The sequence below is a fragment of the Qaidamihabitans albus genome (assembly GCF_016464705.1).
In the GTDB taxonomy this organism is placed as follows: Bacteria; Actinomycetota; Actinomycetes; order Mycobacteriales; family Pseudonocardiaceae; genus Qaidamihabitans; species Qaidamihabitans albus.
The window spans coordinates 32,135-47,816 of the sequence record NZ_JAEHOB010000028.1; the positions used below are offsets into that span (position 1 = coordinate 32,135).

At 71.2% G+C, this 15,682-nt stretch carries 22 protein-coding genes; 9 read left to right on the forward strand and 13 right to left on the reverse strand.

Annotated features, from left to right (window positions below):
• Positions 1-2: 2 nt before the first annotated feature.
• From JAP66_RS30615 to JAP66_RS30625, 3 genes are read right to left on the reverse strand one after another with little or no spacing between them, the layout of a single operon-like run.
• Entirely contained in the window at positions 3-1,178 is a 1,176-nt protein-coding gene (locus tag JAP66_RS30615; protein WP_199435359.1) for a thiolase family protein, read from the reverse strand.
• The gene (locus JAP66_RS30620; RefSeq protein WP_199435360.1) at positions 1,175-1,948 is read right to left on the reverse strand and encodes a CoA-transferase subunit beta; all 774 of its coding nucleotides are present in this window, start codon (positions 1,946-1,948) and stop codon (positions 1,175-1,177) included. The genes JAP66_RS30615 and JAP66_RS30620 overlap by 4 nt, the downstream gene beginning before the upstream one ends.
• On the reverse strand, positions 1,945-2,763 hold the full coding sequence (locus JAP66_RS30625) for a CoA transferase subunit A (protein WP_199435361.1): 819 nt from the start codon (positions 2,761-2,763) through the stop codon (positions 1,945-1,947). Before JAP66_RS30625 ends, JAP66_RS30620 begins: the two co-directional genes overlap by 4 nt.
• 143 nt (positions 2,764-2,906) lie before the next feature.
• Between JAP66_RS30625 and JAP66_RS30630 the strand changes: the two genes are divergently transcribed.
• Both JAP66_RS30630 and JAP66_RS30635 read left to right on the forward strand, forming a co-directional pair.
• Positions 2,907-3,881, forward strand: coding sequence for a 2-hydroxyacid dehydrogenase (locus tag JAP66_RS30630; protein WP_199435362.1), 975 nt, complete (start codon positions 2,907-2,909; stop codon positions 3,879-3,881).
• A gap of 2 nt (positions 3,882-3,883) precedes the next feature.
• Positions 3,884-5,008 carry a glycerate kinase gene (locus JAP66_RS30635; RefSeq protein ID WP_199435379.1) on the forward strand — a complete coding sequence of 375 codons (1,125 nt, stop codon included), beginning with the start codon at positions 3,884-3,886 and terminating at the stop codon, positions 5,006-5,008.
• 50 nt (positions 5,009-5,058) lie between these two features.
• Here JAP66_RS30635 and JAP66_RS30640 read toward each other — a convergent pair whose 3' ends face one another.
• The 6 genes from JAP66_RS30640 to JAP66_RS30665 all read right to left on the reverse strand — a co-directional run bounded on the left by JAP66_RS30640 (position 5,059) and on the right by JAP66_RS30665 (position 9,029).
• Positions 5,059-6,243: a zinc-dependent alcohol dehydrogenase gene (locus JAP66_RS30640; RefSeq protein ID WP_199435363.1), complete on the reverse strand. Its 1,185-nt coding sequence runs from the start codon at positions 6,241-6,243 to the stop codon at positions 5,059-5,061.
• A gap of 70 nt (positions 6,244-6,313) precedes the next feature.
• Positions 6,314-6,973 carry a dienelactone hydrolase family protein gene (locus JAP66_RS30645; protein WP_199435364.1) on the reverse strand — a complete coding sequence of 220 codons (660 nt, stop codon included), beginning with the start codon at positions 6,971-6,973 and terminating at the stop codon, positions 6,314-6,316.
• Positions 6,974-7,027: 54 nt separating this feature from the next.
• Complete coding sequence (locus tag JAP66_RS30650; RefSeq protein WP_199435365.1) at positions 7,028-7,324, reverse strand: HesB/IscA family protein; 297 nt, start codon at positions 7,322-7,324, stop codon at positions 7,028-7,030.
• 130 nt (positions 7,325-7,454) lie between these two features.
• Positions 7,455-8,096, reverse strand: a complete 642-nt coding sequence (locus tag JAP66_RS30655; protein ID WP_199435366.1) for a UdgX family uracil-DNA binding protein — start codon at positions 8,094-8,096, stop codon at positions 7,455-7,457.
• 13 nt (positions 8,097-8,109) lie between these two features.
• Positions 8,110-8,568, reverse strand: coding sequence for a hypothetical protein (locus tag JAP66_RS30660; RefSeq protein ID WP_307849786.1), 459 nt, complete (start codon positions 8,566-8,568; stop codon positions 8,110-8,112).
• Entirely contained in the window at positions 8,565-9,029 is a 465-nt protein-coding gene (locus JAP66_RS30665) for a hypothetical protein (RefSeq protein WP_199435367.1), read from the reverse strand. Before JAP66_RS30665 ends, JAP66_RS30660 begins: the two co-directional genes overlap by 4 nt.
• A gap of 278 nt (positions 9,030-9,307) precedes the next feature.
• On the opposite strand from JAP66_RS30665, the gene JAP66_RS30670 reads away from it, so the two are divergent.
• The 6 genes from JAP66_RS30670 (at position 9,308) to JAP66_RS30695 (ending at position 12,631) form a co-directional block, all read left to right on the forward strand.
• Entirely contained in the window at positions 9,308-9,733 is a 426-nt protein-coding gene (locus JAP66_RS30670; protein ID WP_307849787.1) for an anti-sigma factor antagonist, read from the forward strand.
• A 74-nt stretch (positions 9,734-9,807) separates the two neighbouring features.
• Positions 9,808-10,284 carry a GtrA family protein gene (locus JAP66_RS30675; protein ID WP_199435368.1) on the forward strand — a complete coding sequence of 159 codons (477 nt, stop codon included), beginning with the start codon at positions 9,808-9,810 and terminating at the stop codon, positions 10,282-10,284.
• Positions 10,281-10,652 (forward strand): YidH family protein, encoded by a 372-nt coding sequence (locus tag JAP66_RS30680; RefSeq protein ID WP_199435369.1) that lies wholly within the window; start codon positions 10,281-10,283, stop codon positions 10,650-10,652. Before JAP66_RS30675 ends, JAP66_RS30680 begins: the two co-directional genes overlap by 4 nt.
• A complete protein-coding gene (locus JAP66_RS30685) occupies positions 10,649-10,948 on the forward strand; it encodes a DUF202 domain-containing protein (protein WP_199435370.1) in 300 nt (99 codons plus the stop codon). The genes JAP66_RS30680 and JAP66_RS30685 overlap by 4 nt, the downstream gene beginning before the upstream one ends.
• Positions 10,949-11,132: 184 nt before the next feature.
• Positions 11,133-11,771, forward strand: coding sequence for an RNA polymerase sigma factor ShbA (gene shbA / locus JAP66_RS30690; protein WP_199435371.1), 639 nt, complete (start codon positions 11,133-11,135; stop codon positions 11,769-11,771).
• 305 nt (positions 11,772-12,076) lie between these two features.
• Positions 12,077-12,631, forward strand: a complete 555-nt coding sequence (locus tag JAP66_RS30695; RefSeq protein ID WP_199435372.1) for an ANTAR domain-containing protein — start codon at positions 12,077-12,079, stop codon at positions 12,629-12,631.
• Between the two features lie 15 nt (positions 12,632-12,646).
• Here the strand turns inward: JAP66_RS30695 and JAP66_RS30700 are convergent, their stop codons facing one another.
• The 4 genes from JAP66_RS30700 to JAP66_RS32560 all read right to left on the reverse strand — a co-directional run bounded on the left by JAP66_RS30700 (position 12,647) and on the right by JAP66_RS32560 (position 14,690).
• Positions 12,647-13,627, reverse strand: a complete 981-nt coding sequence (locus JAP66_RS30700) for a TIGR03557 family F420-dependent LLM class oxidoreductase (RefSeq protein WP_199435373.1) — start codon at positions 13,625-13,627, stop codon at positions 12,647-12,649.
• Positions 13,628-13,655: 28 nt separating this feature from the next.
• On the reverse strand, positions 13,656-13,955 hold the full coding sequence (locus tag JAP66_RS30705; protein ID WP_199435374.1) for a WhiB family transcriptional regulator: 300 nt from the start codon (positions 13,953-13,955) through the stop codon (positions 13,656-13,658).
• 85 nt (positions 13,956-14,040) lie between these two features.
• Entirely contained in the window at positions 14,041-14,223 is a 183-nt protein-coding gene (locus tag JAP66_RS30710) for a hypothetical protein (RefSeq protein ID WP_199435375.1), read from the reverse strand.
• Between the two features lie 200 nt (positions 14,224-14,423).
• Positions 14,424-14,690: a helix-turn-helix transcriptional regulator gene (locus JAP66_RS32560; RefSeq protein WP_199435376.1), complete on the reverse strand. Its 267-nt coding sequence runs from the start codon at positions 14,688-14,690 to the stop codon at positions 14,424-14,426.
• A gap of 79 nt (positions 14,691-14,769) precedes the next feature.
• Between JAP66_RS32560 and map the strand changes: the two genes are divergently transcribed.
• The gene (gene map / locus JAP66_RS30720; protein WP_199435382.1) at positions 14,770-15,564 is read left to right on the forward strand and encodes a type I methionyl aminopeptidase; all 795 of its coding nucleotides are present in this window, start codon (positions 14,770-14,772) and stop codon (positions 15,562-15,564) included.
• Positions 15,565-15,682: the final 118 nt, after the last annotated feature.

Below are 15,682 nucleotides of genomic sequence, written 5' to 3' on the forward strand. Positions count from 1 at the left end.
GTTCACGCCTCCAGCACGACGGCCAACCCCTGGCCGACGCCGATGCAGATGGCGGCGAGGCCCCAGCCCCCGCCGCGGCGGCGCAGCTCGTGCGCCAGTGCGCCCAGGATGCGGCCGCCGGACGCGCCGAGCGGATGGCCGATCGCGATGGCACCACCGTTGACGTTCACGATATCCGGGTCGAGCTTCGGCCAGTCGGCCAGGCACGCCAGCGACTGCGCCGCGAACGCCTCGTTGAGCTCCACCGCGGCCAGGTCGCTCCACCCGATCCCGGCCCGTTCCAGCGCCAGCTCGGCGGCGCGCACCGGCCCGATGCCGAACACGTCGGGGTCCACGCCGGCGGCACCGCGCCCCGCGATGCGGGCCAGCGGGGCCGCACCGAGCCGGTCGGCGCCGGCGCGATCGCCGAGCAGCACGGCCGATGCGCCGTCGTTGAGCGGCGAGGAGTTGCCCGCCGTCACCGTCCCTTGCGGACGGAAGGCGGGCTTGAGCCCGGCCAGTTTGTCCACTGTGGAGTCCGGCCGGATGCCCTCGTCGCGGTCGAGGTCGGTGCCGGGCACGGCGACGACGTGGCCGTCGTGGAAACCCTCGTCCCACGCGCGGGCGGCGGCGCGGTGACTGCGCACCGCGAACTCGTCCTGCGCCTCGCGGCCGATGCCGTAGCGCTCGGCGAGCAGTTCGGTGCTCTCCCCCAGCGAGACGGTCCACCGCTCGGGCATCTCCGGGTTGACCATGCGCCAGCCGAGCGTGGTCGAGTACAGGGTCTCGTGCCCGTTCGGGAACGCCTTGCCCGGTTTGGGCAGCACCCACGGCGCACGGCTCATCGACTCGACGCCACCTGCCACGACCACCGAGGCGTCACCGACGGCGATCGACCGGCTCGCCTGCATGGCGGCGTCCAGCCCGGAACCGCAGAGCCGGTTGACCGTGCTGCCCGGCACGCTCGTCGGCCAGCCGGCGAGCAGCGCGGCCATCCTGGCGACGTTACGGTTGTCCTCGCCCGCGCCGTTGGCGTCGCCGAGGACCACCTCGTCGACATCGGCCGGATCGAATCCGGAGCGCCGTGCGAGCACTTTCAGCACGTGCGCGGCGAGGTCGTCCGGGCGCACGCCGGAGAGTGCCCCGCCGTAGCGGCCGAACGGCGTGCGGACGGCGTCGAGCACGAAGACGTCGTTCACTTCGCCTCCTTCAGGGCCCGCAGCGCGGCGAGTTCCGCCTCGGTCGGCTCCGGGGTGGACGACAGCTCCGGCGAGACCTTCAGCTCCCAGCCGGTGGCTTCGCGCACGTCGGCCACCTCGACGCCGGGGTGCAGCTGGCTGAGCACCAGCTCGGAGGTCTCCGGGTCGGGCCGGAACACACCGAGATCGGTGATCACGAGCGTGGGTCCCGCTCCGGGCAGGCCGAGGCGCTCGCGGTCGCCCCTGCCGCGGCCGTGCCCGAACGAGGTGACGAAGTCGACCTTTTCGACGAAGCTGCGCCTGCTCTGCCGCACCACCACGAACACCTCGCGGCAGGACGCCGCGATCTCCGGGGCGCCGCCCGCGCCGGGCAGCCGCACCTTCGGATTGGCGTAGTCGGTGCCGATGACCGTGGTGTTGATGTTGCCGAACCGGTCGAGCTGCGCCGCGCCGAGGAAACCGACGTCGATCCGGCCCGGCTGGAGCCAGTAGTTGAACACCTCCGGCACGCTGATCACCGCGTCGGCGGTCTCGGCGAGGATGCCGTCGCCGATCGACGCGGGCAGCCGGCCGGGCTTCGAACCCAGCGTGCCCGACTCGTAGACCAGCACGAGATCCGGCGCGTGCGTGCGCCGGGCGAGGTTGGCCGCCGTGGAGGGCAGGCCGATGCCCACGAAGCAGCGCTGGTCACCGCGCAGCACTCGGGCGGCGGCGATCGACATCATCTCGTCGGAGGTGTAGGTCGCCTCCGATTCCGTGGTCGTGCTCATCGGGAGCCCTCCATGTCCAACACCTTCTCGCGAACCCACGCCTCGAACGAGTCCCGATTCCGGCCAACGGAATCCCAGTACTCGTAATACGCGTTGTCGCGGTCGTAGTAACCCTGCGCGTAGGACGGGTGGGCACCGTGCGGTACCTCGGCGACGCAGGTCACCGCCCAGGTCGGCAGCACCATGCCGCCGGGAACCGGTGCCAGCTCGTCGACGACCTCCTCGACGGTGACGAGGCTGCGCTTCGCGGCGAGGACCGCCTCCTTCTGCACACCGACCAGGCCCCAGAGCTGGACGTTGCCCGCGCGGTCGGCACGCTGGGCATGGATGATCGACACGTCCGGGTTGATGGCCGGCACCGCGGCCAGCCGCTCGCCGGTGAACGGGCAGGTGATCGGCTTGATGGTGTCGGTGTGCTCGGGCAGGTCGGTACCGGAGTAGCCGCGCAGGACGGCGAACGGCAGCCCGGATGCCCCGGCGACGTAGCGGTTGGCCATCCCGGCGTGACTGTGCTCCTCGATCTCCAGTGGCACCGGCCAGCCGTGCTGCACGGCGTCGCGGAAGCGGTGCAGCGAGCCGACACCGGGGTTGCCGCCCCAGGAGAAGATCAGCTTGCGCGCGCAGCCCGCGCCGATGAGCTGGTCGTAGACGATGTCCGGGGTCATCCGGACGAGCGTGAGGTTCCGGCGCCGCTGCCGGATGATCTCCTGCCCGGCCGCGTGCGGGATGAGATGCGTGAACCCTTCGAGCGCGACGGTGTCGCCGTCCCGCACCAGCCTGCCGACGCCGTCGGCGAGCGAAACGATATCTGCCACGTTGCCCACCTCGTTCGCATTACGCACAAACGTTCTTCATAAGAACATATCCGCCGCCATCCCTGCCGTCAACGCGTCGTGTGCGCGCCTTCGTCGCGGTTAAGGTGGCCTTCACTTACAACGGCGGCACACGGGAGCGGCGGATGACGGACGCACGACCTCGGATCGTGGTGACCAGGAAGGTCGCGGAACCGGCGATGGAGCTCCTGCGGGAGACCGGGGACGTCTTCTCGCCCGACCCGGATCGGGCGCTGCCGCCCGGCGAGCTGCAAGCCGCCGTTGCCGGTGCCGACGGCATCGTCAGCACGCTGCAGGACCGCGTCGACGGCGCACTGGCCGACGCGGCGGGCCCGCAGCTCAAGGTCGTCGCGACGGTCGCCGTCGGCTACGACAACGCCGACGTGCGGGCCCTCACCGACCGCGGCGTGGTGTTCACCAACACGCCGGGCGTACTCACCGACGCCACTGCCGACCTCGCGTTCGGCCTCCTGCTCGCGGTCACCCGTCGGCTCGGCGAGGGCGAACGGCTGCTGCGTGCACGGCAGCCGTGGTCGTTTCACCTGGGGTTCATGCTCGGCACCGGGCTGCAGGGCAAGACACTCGGCATCGTCGGGCTCGGCCAGATCGGGCAGGCCGTCGCCCGGCGCGCGCTCGCCTTCGGCATGGACATCGCCTACACGGGGCGGCGCAGGGCCCCGGACGACGTCGAGCGACAGCTTCACGCGCGCCACCTGCCCTTCGATGAGCTGCTGCGGACCGCCGACGTGGTGTCGCTGCACTGCCCGCTCACGCCGGAGACACGGCACCTGATCGACGCGCGGGCGCTCGACACGATGAAGCGGTCCGCGTTCCTGGTCAACACCACGCGCGGGCCGGTGGTGGACGAACCCGCGCTGGCCGACGCGCTCGCGGGAGGCGTGATCGCCGGGGCCGGACTGGACGTCTTCGAGCGGGAGCCGGACGTGCATCCCCGGCTGCTCGAACTGGACAACGTGGCGCTCGCACCGCACCTCGGCTCGGCGACCGTCGAGACCCGCACGGAGATGGCGCTGCTCGCGGCCCGCAACGTCGTCTCGGTGCTCGCAGGCGAAGGGCCGATCACGGAGGTGAAGGCGTGACCATGCGCGTGGTGGTGGCACCGGACAAGTTCAAGGGCAGCCTCACCGCCGTCGAGGCGGCCGAGGCGATCGGCGCGGGCGTGCGCGACGCGGTTCCGCACGCCGACGTGACGCTGTGCCCGGTGGCCGACGGCGGGGAGGGCACCCTCGACGTGCTGCTCGCCGCCGGGGGCAAACGAGTCGACCTGCGCGTGCGCGGACCGCTCTCCGAACAGGTCGGCGCGTGGTACGTGGTGCTCGACGGCACCGCCTACATCGAGTCGGCGCGCGCGTGCGGCATCGAGTACGTCAGGCCCACCCCGGAGACCGCGCTCGCCGCGCACACCTACGGCGTCGGCGAGCTCATCGGGCACGCCCTCGACGGCGGCGCCGGCCGCGTCGTGCTCACCGTCGGCGGCACGGCCAGCACCGACGGCGGCGCGGGAATGCTGCGCGCCCTCGGCGCCGAGGTGCTCGACGCCACCGGCGAGCAGGTCGGCCTCGGCGGCGGCGCGCTCGGCGCGGTCGCGAAGGTGGACCTCTCGGCCGTGCGCGAGCGGCTCGGCGGCGCGACCGTGCGGGTCGCCACCGACGTGACCAACCCGCTGCTCGGCTCCGAGGGCGCAGCCGCGGTGTTCGGTCCGCAGAAAGGCGCCCGCCCGGCCGACACCGAGCGGCTGGAGGAGTCGCTGCGGGCGTGGGCCGACGCGCTGGAACGCGCGGGCACCGTCGCGCTCGCCGACCTGCCCGGCGCCGGCGCGGGCGGCGGGGTCGCGGGCGGGGCGCTGGCGGCGCTCGGCGCGCGGGCCGAGTCCGGCTTCGACCTGGTCGTCGAGCTCACCGGGGTGGCCGGCGCGCTGCCCGGCGCGGACCTGGTGATCACCGGCGAGGGCTCGCTGGACGCGCAGAGCCTCGCGGGCAAGGCGCCCGCGGGAATCGCCGCCCGCGCTCGCGAGCACGACGCCCCGGTGCTCGCCATCGCCGGCCGGATCGCCCTCGACCGCGCCCGGCTCGCCGAGGCCGGAATCGCCGGGAGCCGGGCCCTCGTCGAGCACGCGCCGTCGGTCGAGCACGCCCAGCGCCACGCCTTCCCGCTCCTGCGGGAACAGACCGCGGCACTGGTGCGCGACTGGCTGGCCGGCTCGTGAGTGCGCACGCGAGTTAGAACTCGTGTCGCCACTCACGAGCGGGGCGGCGCCTACGGCTTCAGGACGACCTTGATGGCCCCGTCGCGCTTCTTCTGGAACATGTCGTAGGCGTCCGGCGCATCGTCCAGCGGGACCTGGTGCGTCGCCAGGTCCTCCACCCCGAGCGGGTCGCCGTCGCCGGTCAGCAACGGCATGACGTCGTCGATCCACGCGCGGACGTTGGCCTGTCCCATACGCAGCTGGATCTGCTTGTCGAACAGATCGAGCATCGGCATCGGATCGACCATCCCGCCGTACACACCGGACAGCGAGATCGTGCCGCCCCTGCGCACCGTGTCGATCGCCAGGTGCAGCACGCTCAGCCGGTCGACACCGGCCTTCTCGGTGACCTTCTCCGCGACCGCACCGGGGAGCAGGCTGGCGAACTGCTGCGCGAGCTGGCCGAACGGAGCGCCGTGCGCCTCCATCCCGACCGCATCGATCACCGAGTCGGGACCGCGGCCACCGGTCCGGTCCCGGATCACGTCGGCGATCCGCTTGTGCTCCCGCACGTCGACCGTGTCGATACCGTGCCGCTGCGCCATCTGCAGCCGCTCGTCGACGAGGTCGACACCGATCACCTGCGCGGCGCCCCTGAACCGCGCGATCCGCGCCGACATCTGCCCGATCGGGCCGAGCCCGAAGACCGCGACACTTCCGTTCTCCGGGATCCCCGCGTACTCCACGGCCTGCCACGCGGTCGGCACCACGTCGGAGAGATAGAGGAACCGCTCGTCGGGCGGCCCGGACGGTACCTTGATCGGCCCGAAGTGCGCCTGCGGCACGCGGAGGTACTCGGCCTGCCCACCCGGCACCTGGCCGTAGAGCTTGGTGTAGCCGAAAAGTGCGCCACCCTTGCCGTGCTCGCGCACCTGGGTGGTCTCGCACTGGGAGTACAGCTTCTGGTCACAGAAATAGCAGTGACCGCAAGAGATGTTGAACGGCACGACCACCCGGTCACCCGCCTGCAGGCCGGTGACCGCGCTGCCGACCTCCTCGACGACGCCCATCGGCTCGTGCCCCAGGATGTCGCCGGGTTCCATGAACGCGCCGAGCACCTCGTACAGGTGCAGGTCGGAACCGCAGATCCCGCTCGACGTCACCCTGATGACCGCGTCGGTCGGCTCCTGGAGCCGCGGATCGGCCACCGTGTCCACTCGTACGTCGCGCTTACCCTGCCAGGTCACGGCCTTCATCGAACGACTCCTTCGGTCTCGACTCCAACTCCGGGAGACGCGGCTGGCGTCTCCCGGGTCCGGGCTCGCCTCAGGCGGTGACCTCGCCGACCTCGCGCTGCCGCACCGGCAGGTGCCCACGCAGCCACGACGAGGTCAGTACGGCGGCGCCCTCCAGCGCGCCGGTCTCGTCGAACACGTGCGTGGTGCCGGGCACGATGCGCAGCTCGTGACAGCCGCGCAGGCGCGCACCCGCCCACTGGTTCTTCCGCAGCGTCTCCTCGTCACGTTCCCCGACGAGGAACAGCGCGGGCGTGCTGACGTGGTCCAGGTCCTCGGCCGCGAGGTCGGGCCGCCCGTCCCTGGAGACCACGGCAGTGACCTGACGCGGCCGGGCCGCGGCCACCGCGAGCGCGGCCGCGGCGGCGGTGCCCGCGCCGAACAGGGCAAGCGGCAGGCGGCGCAGGTCGTCCCGGGCGGTCACGGTATCCAGTACGCGGGAAAGGCGCGCGGTGAGCTCCCCGATATCGAAGCGGACCTCGGCACGGCCCTCCTCGCGAGGGTCGAGCAGATCGACGACGAAGGTCGCCATCCGGTCGTCCTGCAGCGTGCGCGCCACCGCCTCGCTGCGCGGGCTGTGCCTGCACACACCGGAGTCGTGGGCGAGGACGACCGTTCCCATCGCATCGGCGGGCACGGTCAGATCTCCGCGGACCGTCGCGCCGGCGCTGACGGCGATGGGCTCGGTCATCGGTGGTCACCTCCTGGCCGTGGCGTACCACCGATGACCAGCACTCAAACGGGCTCAGCTCTCCGGCTGCTGCATGACAGCGAAGTTGAGCTGTCCCTGCTCGTCCTGCTGGACGTCGAGGACCTTGTCGTCGAGGAAGGAGGCGGCCTCGGGCTCGAGGAACACCCGGGCACCGCCCTCGGTGCCGAGTACCTGGTCACCGTCCTCGGGAGCCGGGGCGACGGACAGCGCGAGCTGCGCCCCCGACTCGTTCTCCTGCTGCACGGCGAACCGCAGGCCCGCGGCGTCCTGGCCATCCTGCGCGGTCAGGGCGCTGATCGCCTCGGCAGCGGCGTCGGTCATGGCAAGCATGTCGGCATTCCCTTCGTTACGTTGCGCTCTGCACACCCCACGGTAGGCGGGCCGGTACGACGGCGCTCCCTCCCCTTCCCGGGCGTTTCGTCACCGCAGGTCAACGGGACACGATCGGGCGTGCCGGCGGTCACAGCGCACGGGCGACCTCGTGCAGGTCGGTCACCAGCTGCCGGTAGGCCTGCTCGCGGTCCTCCTCCGGCGCCCGCAGCACCGACGACGGATGGGCGGTCGCCAGCACCCGCGGCGCCGCCGCCAGTTCTTCGCCGAGCGGGTCGAGCAGCTCGCCGCGCTGCGTGCTGACGCGGAACTCCGGCCCCAGCAGGGCCTGGGCCGCCGTGGCGCCCAGGCACACCACCACCTCCGGGGTCACCGCTGACAGCTCCGCCACCAGCCAGGGCCGGCAGGCAACGATCTGCGACCGCGACGGCTTCTTGTGGATCCGGCGCTTGCCCCGCTCGGCAGGCGTGAACCTGAAGTGCTTGACGGCGTTGGTGACGTAGACCGTGCCGCGGTCGATCCCGGCCTCCTCCATCGCCCGGTCGAGCAGCCCGCCTGCAGGGCCGACGAACGGCTCCCCGGTCCGGTCCTCGCGATCGCCCGGCACCTCGCCGACCATCACCAGCCGGGCGTCCGCCGGTCCGGCACCGAAGACGGTCTGCGTGGCGTCCTGGTAAAGGTCACATCCCCGGCAGCCCCTGGCCGCTTCACGCAGGCTCCGGAGGTCCTCGTGGCCGGGCAGGTAGTGCTCCGCGCCCTCGTACTTGACCATGGTGGAACCGGCGCTACCGCGCGTCCTCGCCCAGCCCGTTGGCCCAGCGCAGTGCGTGCACCACCGCGTCGAGCCGGGCCAGCGGGTCGGGATCGTCCGCGACGAGACCGACCTGGAAGCGGGCGTCGTCACCGTCATCGTTGAGCGTGGCGAGCACGGCCCGCAGGATCGCCCGCAGCGCGGGCTGTATCTCGTCGATCCCGACGGCGGCGCAGTCGTCGTCGGAGTCGTCGAGCACGTCGACCACGAACATCTCGTTCTCGTCGCGCGCCGCGCGGTCCGCCCGGTCCTGCAGCGCACGACCGATGAGCGCGACCAGCTCCAGCAGCACAGGCTCGAACAGGTGCCGCTGTGGGGAGTGCCTCCCGATCAGCCGGGTGATCAGCTCGGCCAGCATGTCCATGTCATGCCGTCGGGTGACGCTCAGCATCCTGTCGGTGATGCTGCGCACCCCGAGTTCCCCCGCGTTCACTCCTCCTCGCTTCCCGGCGTGCGGATGGCGTCGGCCACCGACCCTCCCGCCTGGTCCGCGTTCTGACCACGGCGGATGGCCGGGGTGTCCGGCGGTACGGCCTGGTCGTTCGGCGGAACGGCCTCGGCCTCCTCACTCAGGTAGTCGATCGAATCGTCCAGTTCGGTCGCCGGCGTGGCAGCGATCGGGCGTTCCGGCGCCTCGGGCTCCGTGAAGTCCGGTCGTTCCTCGCGTAGCCGCTCGTCGAGGGTCTCCCCCTGCTGTTGCTCGAACGGAGTCGTACCGAACCGGTCCGCCTCGGACCAGTGCTCCGGCGGCTCGACGCCCTCCTCGAGCGGGTCGACGTCGATCCGGTCCTCGTCCAGGTCCTCGGCACTGTTCAGGGCGGCCGGATCGGTCTCCGCCTCGTCGGGGGCGCCCGTGTCCTGCGGCGGCGTCGCAGGATCCTTGCCCTCGGTCATCGGCTCTCCTCCTCACGAACGCGGTGCTACCGCTGTACCCGCGCCGATTCCGCGACAAACGCCGACCCAGGTGGGTGACCCCGAGGTCAAGTCCGTGTCAAGCCCCGCTGGGCGGCCTTGCCAAGATTGTGAGAGGCTCCCTACGGTTGGAAGCGCGGTTGAGCAGACAGCCGTGGTCCCGGCGAGTCCCACCGGTGCTCTCGCCGCCCGCGTCGGTTGAGGTTTCTCCTCACCGCGGGCTCGCCCTCTCCCCGTCCGACAACGGAGGGAACACCATCGTGCGTAGCACTGAATCGACCATGTTCACCACGCAGTCGACAACCGTGCCGGAGCAGGAACCGGCTCCGGTGACCGCCCACGCCATGCACATCGACGTCGAGCACCGTCCCGAGGGCGTCGTGCTCGCCCGCATCAGCGGCGAGGTCGACCTGCTGTCGGCTCCCGAACTGCGGAAGTTCGTGGAGAAGACCTCACCCGACGACCGGCTGGTGCTCGACCTGGACGGCCTCGGGTTCCTTGGCTCGGCGGGCCTTTCGGTACTGGCCGAGCTCGCCGAGCAGTGGGCGCGGCGCGCCTGCCCCTGGGCCGTCGTCGCGACGAGCCGGGTGGTCCGGCGTCCACTGGAGGCCACCGGGCTGATCGGCCAGCTGCCGGTGCACCCCACCACCGAGACGGCCGTCCGGGCCGTGACAACGGCCGGGTGACCAGACCGGCGGACCCAGCGTTTATACGATTTCCTAACTTCACAATCTTGTGAAACGCAAGTAGCGTGGCGTGCATGACGACGGCGACCGCGGCGCCCGGCACGGCGCTCCGGGAACCGCTGCCGGTCAGGCGCAGGGAGCTGGGCAGGCATGCGGTGTACTACGTGCTGGCCGGTGGCGCGACCACGCTGCTGCAGGCACTGGTGTTCCTGATGATCCGCGGACCGCTGGGCGCGCACGCCGCCAACCTGGTGGCGCTCGCACTGACGACCGTGGCCAACACCGAGTTCCACCGCCTGGTCACCTTCGCCGGCACCCCCGCCGCCCCGGCCCGCCGCCACGTCCAGGCGGTTCTGGCGTTCGCCTTCTACGCCGGCTCGGGCTCACTCGTCCTGGTACTCCTGCACGGCCTGACCGATACGCCGTCCCCGCTGCTGGAGACCACCGCGCTGGTGATCACCAGCGCGGGCGGCGGGCTGGTCCGTTTCGTCCTGCTCCGCTCGTGGGTGTTCGCGCGCCGCCCGGCCTCGACCGTCAAGATGGCTGGGTGACCCGACCCAGCGAACCCCGAGGAAACAACGGCGGCACCGGAGAAACCGAGCCCGACTACCGGTTCACCCTGGCGAACGAGCGCACCTTCCTGGCCTGGATCCGCACCGCTCTCGGGCTGGTCGCCGGTGGCGTGGCCGTGCATCAGCTGCTGCCGGAACTGGCTGACTACGGGCCGCGGACGGCGCTCGCCACGATCGCCATCGCACTGGCCATGATTCTCGCCGCCGCCAGCTATCCCCGCTGGCGGCAGGTCCAGCGGGCGATGCGGCGCGGGGCGCCGCTGCCCCGGAGTGGCCTGCTGATCGTCCTCGCGGGCGGGGTCCTCGTGCTCACGGTGTTCGCCGCGGTGCTGGTGGTGACCGGGTGAGCGAGGGCCTGCAACCCGAGCGGACCGGTCTCGCGTGGCAGCGCACTGCGCTGGCTGCCGCGGCTTGTGCGCTGGTGCTGGTGCACACGGCCGCCCGCGGTGGCTGGGGCGCGCTGACGGTACCGGCCGTGCTCGTGGGCACGAGCGCACTCGTGCTGGCTGTGGCGGGTGGCCTCCGGGAGCGGCGGTTGCGGCACGAGGCCGAGCCGGGAGTGGCGGGCGCCGCCGTCTGCGCCTGGGTGGCGTTCCTGGTCGCGGCGGCGGCAGCGGCGAGCCTGTGGGTAATCCTGCGGTGACCGGTTCGTGCGAACGGGGCAAATTTCGTTGATATCTGGATTACCCGGGTGGACCCACCTAGGATCACGCTCAGTGGTCGTCGGGCCGGCTGGCTCCCCGCACCTGCGGTTCCGCGACCAGAAGCCCCACCTACGCGCCGTCTTGCCCCGACGGCGACCCGTGCCGCATCGCTGGGAGCCGGCCATGAGAAGCGTTGCCACCGTGTATCCGACGACGCCCGTCCGACGTGCCGAACAACCTGGCGCGGCCGGACGGCTGACGAAAGCGGACCTCGACCCGATCGTGCACGCCGCCGCCCGGGGCGACCGGACCGCCATCACCGAGCTCATCTCGCTGATCACGCCCGTGGTGACCCGCTACTGCCGCGCGCGGCTCGGCCGCCGGGACGTCTCGTACCTCTCCGCCGACGACGTCGCGCAGGAGACGTGCTTCGCCGTGCTCCACGCGCTGCCCGCCTATCAGGACCGGGGCGGGTCCTTCCTCTATCTCGTGCACGCGATCGCCGCGAACAAGGTGGCCGACGCTTTCCGGATCGCCTCCCGGGAGCGCTCGGACCCGGTTCCCGAGGTTCCCGAGAAGGCGGTGAGCGGGAACGAACCCGAGCGGTGGGCCCTCAACGGGGAACTTGGCGAACAACTGAACGGGCTACTCGAACACCTTCCGGCCACGCAACGTGACATCGTGATTCTCCGGGTCGTCGCCGGGCTCTCGGCCACCGAGACCGGGGAGGCGCTGGGCATCTCGCCCGGCAACGTGCGTACCTCGCAGCATCGCGCGCTCGCCCGGCTGCGTTCGCTGATCGAGCGCGACGGCGACTTCTGAGCCTGTCCGCGTCGGCTCCCCGCACGTCACCGCTGTTGCCGGTGCGTTCGGCGGGCCCGCTGTCGGGTACCGTGCGGCTGATCTTTAAAGTTGTGCCCGAGCGGTTGAGCAACCAGCCGCAGCGCGCCAGGCAGGCGCCGGGAAGCCGGCCGGCCTGGCGCTCGCGCGAAAGCGAGACGCTGCGTGCTGCGCCACCGCGGAATCCCGGTCGGTCGCCGCTTCCGGAGTGTCCTCGCGTCCGCGCGTTCTAGCGCCTGCCGACCGAGGGGAGCCATCATGATCGATCACCTGATTCCGTCCGTCCCGTGCCGCCTCCGGGCGCGCTGAACGGAACGGCCGACGAGGTGGGCTACACCACGGCTGACGCCAGATCCGACTCCGGCGACGGCGAAGGGGACCTGCGCGCCCAGGTCAACGACCTGCAGGACGAGCTGAACGGGCTGCGCCGCGCGCTGCGCACGCGCGCCACCATCGAGCAGGCGATGGGCGTCCTCGTCGTGTCGCACCGATGCTCGCCCCAGCACGCCTTCCGGATCCTCGTCCGCCTGTCCCAGCAGCACAACATCAAGCTGCACCGGATCGCGCAGGTGCTGGTCCGGCTCGCCGCCCGGGTGGAGCCTGCCCGGATCGAGCCCCTGCTGCGCCGCGCGGCGGCGAGCAACTCGGCACCGTTCGACGACCCGGGACCAGAGCCCGACAGCACCCCGGACGACGCCGTGATCGACCTCGCCCGCCGGCTGGTCGACGCCGAGGCCGCGGACGACGCGGAGGCAGCGCTCACCGCGCTGTTCGAACTGCTCGTCGACCGCGGCTGGGTACCGCCGTACGAGGTGCTGGCGGGACTGCGCGTCCGCACCTGAAACCCGCGCGGACGCCTACGGAGCGGCCTCACGCAACGCGGGCAACAGCTCCGACTTCGCGGCGTCGACGAACTGCTCCTGCTGGTCACCACCGACCTGTACGAGCGCCAGATCGGTGAAACCGGCGTCGAAGAACGGCTGTGCCGCCGACACCACCGCGTCGACGTCCGAACCGCACGGAATGCCTGCCGCGACGTCGTCCTCGGTCACGAACTGGGTCGCCCCCGCGAACGCGGCCGTGCCGGGCAGCTCGGCGTTGACCTTCCAGCCGAGGCCGAACCAGCGGAACTGCTCATGAGCCCTGCTGATGGCGGCCGAGCGGTCACGATCCCAGCTCACCGGCAACTGCCCGATCTTGCGCGACGGCTCCTGGCCGAGCTCCGCCCGCTCAGCGTCCCAGGAACTGCACAGCTCCCCCTTCGGCTCGACGGCGATCATCGCATCGGCGACCGGTGCGAACCGGCGCACCGACTGCTCGCCGGACACCGCGACGCCGATCGGCGTGCGCCGCTCAGGCAGGTCCCACAGCTTCGCGGAGTCGACCCGGAAATGGCTGCCTGCGAAGTCCGTGTGGCCGCCGTCGAACATCTCGCCGATGATCTGCACGGCCTCGCCGAGCATCTCGTGCCGCACGTTCACCGGCGGCCAGCCCTCGCCGATCACATGCTCGTTGAGGTTCTCCCCGGCCCCGAGGCCGAGAGTGAAGCGGCCACCGGAAAGCATCTGCACGGTGGCTGCCTTCTGCGCGACGACGGCCGGGTGGTACCGCATCGTCGGGCAGGTCACGAAGGTCATCAGGTCCACCTGTTCGGTGGCTTGGCTGACCGCGCCCAGCACGCTCCACGCGTACGGCGAGTGCCCCTGCTCGTCCAGCCACGGCGAGTGGTGGTCGCTCATCACCTCGAAGTCGAATCCGGCGCCTTCCGCGGCCGCCGCGTACCGGACCAGCTCCCGTGGCCCGGCCTGCTCGCACAGCAGCGTGTATCCGAAACGCACGCAAACCCCCTTGTGCCCTGCTCCGGGCCTAGCTGGACGTCGTCTGCAGCCTGCGGCGCCGCGCGATGGCATCTCGCCGCTCGGTCTCGTCGAGGCCGCCCCAGACCCCGAAGGGCTCCTGGACCGTCAGTGCGTGGTGCCGGCACTCGACGATCACCGGGCAGCTCTGGCAGATCTGCTTGGCCCGCGCGACCCGGTCGGCCCGCGCGAAACCTCGCTCGCCGTCCGGATGGAAGAAGACGGCGCTGTCCAGATTGCGGCAGTTGCCGTGGCGCTGCCACTCCCAGACCTCCGCGACTGGAGTGGGCAGCCGGGACGTATCCGCCATCCTGATCACCTCCGTGTCGAAAAATGCACGCTTGCGGGGCACGATCACTGGCGCGCGTATACCCCGGTACCTGGGAATCCACACCTCAGGACGTGGACTGTTGCTCGTCCTCCTCGTCGAAGGGGACGGCGGCGCGCTGCTCAGCCGCGTCGGCGGGGTCCGCCTCGAGCGGCATCGACGTGTCCGTGGGCTCGTCGCCGCCTTCGCGCACCGGCTGGCGCTGCTCCTCGACGTCCGCGTCCGATTCGAGATCACGCTTGTCGTCCATGGCCGGGTGCCTACCCCGGAAGAGCGGTTCCCAATCGCGGGCCGGGCGCCGGGCTTCACCACCCGGAGGTGTCGAACGCGTGTTCGTTGAGCAGATGTTCAGTCAATGCGGCACGTCAGCACGTTCGATGGCAACGGCCGCAGGGCCTCACCATCAATGACGCGGCAGGCGGAGGCAGGCGGAGGCAGTTGTCACGACTGTCACGACGCCGCCTCAAGCCGCAGGCCATTGCGCCATGCGGCCGCCAGGTCCTGTATCGGCAGATCCAGTACGTCGCTGAGGCAGGCGATCGTGCCGAACGCGGGGGTCGGCAGCCGGCCGGTCTCGATCTTGCGCAACGTCTCCGGTGACATACCGGCCGCGTGCGCCACCTCGCCGAGATCGCGGTCTGCTCGCGCTTCACGCAGCAGCCTCCCGAGACGCCTGCCGGCCTCGATCTGTTCGGGCGTGAGCGGATTGCGAACCACGGCACCAGGGTATGGCTGGTACTTTAATACCGCAAGTGCTACGTTGGTATTATTATACCAACAGCTTGTGAGGGTACCCATGATCGAATTGAAGTCGCCCGCGGAGATGGAACGGATGCACACCACCGGGCAGTTCGTCGCCCAGACCCTGTCCGAGCTCAGCGAACTCGCCGACGTGGGCGTCAACCTCCTCGACCTGGAACACCACGTTCGCGGCCGGATCCGCCAACGCGGGGCGCAATCCTGCTATTGGGACTACGCCCCATCCTTCGGCAACGGCCCGTTCCGCAACGTCACCTGCCTGTCGGTCAACGACGCGGTGCTCCACGGATTGCCCCACGACTACACGCTGCGCGACGGGGACGTCCTCACCATGGACCTTGCGGTCGGGATCGACGGCTGGGTCGCGGACGCCGCCCGCACGATCATGGTTGGCACGCCGGCCGACGATGACCTGCGACTCGTCCGTGCGACCGAAGAAGCGCTCACCGCCGGCATCGAGGCCGCGCGGCCAGGCAACCGGCTGGGCGACATCTCGGCGGCGATCGAGTCGGTTGCCACCGACTACGGCTACCCGATCAACACGGAGTTCGGTGGCCACGGGCTCGGACGAACGATGCACGAGGACCCCCATGTCTCCAACACGGGCCGAGCCGGCCGCGGACTGAAGCTCCGAGCGGGCATGACCCTGGCACTCGAACCCTGGCTCGCCCGCACCACCGACCGGATCGTCTTCGACCCCGATGGCTGGACGATCCGCTCGGCCGACGGCTCACGCACCGCCCACTCCGAGCACACGATCGCGATCACCGAAGACGGCCCCCTGGTGCTCACCCAACGCCTGCCACACCACGCGGACGCGACCCCGGCGTGAGCTCGGCCGCGACGGGCCGAATCACCACCCGAAAATGTCGAACGTGTGCGTGGTGTCCGAATCCTGTACCGCCGAGGCGGCGCCACACTGGAAGGCCTGTTCGTGCCGCTCGCCAAGC

Bases quoted from the DNA above. Each gene is read 5' to 3' on its own strand.
- JAP66_RS30675 (WP_199435368.1), top strand. From the start codon at position 9,808: ATGACGACGGCGACCGCGGCGCCCGGCACGGCGCTCCGGGAACCGCTG.
- shbA (WP_199435371.1), top strand. From the start codon at position 11,133: ATGAGAAGCGTTGCCACCGTGTATCCGACGACGCCCGTCCGACGTGCC.
- JAP66_RS30665 (WP_199435367.1), bottom strand. From the start codon at position 9,029: ATGACCGAGGGCAAGGATCCTGCGACGCCGCCGCAGGACACGGGCGCC.
- JAP66_RS30635 (WP_199435379.1), top strand. From the start codon at position 3,884: ATGCGCGTGGTGGTGGCACCGGACAAGTTCAAGGGCAGCCTCACCGCC.
- map (WP_199435382.1), top strand. From the start codon at position 14,770: ATGATCGAATTGAAGTCGCCCGCGGAGATGGAACGGATGCACACCACC.
- JAP66_RS30620 (WP_199435360.1), bottom strand. From the start codon at position 1,948: ATGAGCACGACCACGGAATCGGAGGCGACCTACACCTCCGACGAGATG.
- JAP66_RS30710 (WP_199435375.1), bottom strand. From the start codon at position 14,223: ATGGACGACAAGCGTGATCTCGAATCGGACGCGGACGTCGAGGAGCAG.
- JAP66_RS30645 (WP_199435364.1), bottom strand. From the start codon at position 6,973: ATGACCGAGCCCATCGCCGTCAGCGCCGGCGCGACGGTCCGCGGAGAT.
- JAP66_RS30630 (WP_199435362.1), top strand. From the start codon at position 2,907: ATGACGGACGCACGACCTCGGATCGTGGTGACCAGGAAGGTCGCGGAA.
- JAP66_RS30705 (WP_199435374.1), bottom strand. From the start codon at position 13,955: ATGGCGGATACGTCCCGGCTGCCCACTCCAGTCGCGGAGGTCTGGGAG.
- JAP66_RS30640 (WP_199435363.1), bottom strand. From the start codon at position 6,243: ATGAAGGCCGTGACCTGGCAGGGTAAGCGCGACGTACGAGTGGACACG.
- JAP66_RS30655 (WP_199435366.1), bottom strand. From the start codon at position 8,096: ATGGTCAAGTACGAGGGCGCGGAGCACTACCTGCCCGGCCACGAGGAC.
- JAP66_RS30650 (WP_199435365.1), bottom strand. From the start codon at position 7,324: ATGCTTGCCATGACCGACGCCGCTGCCGAGGCGATCAGCGCCCTGACC.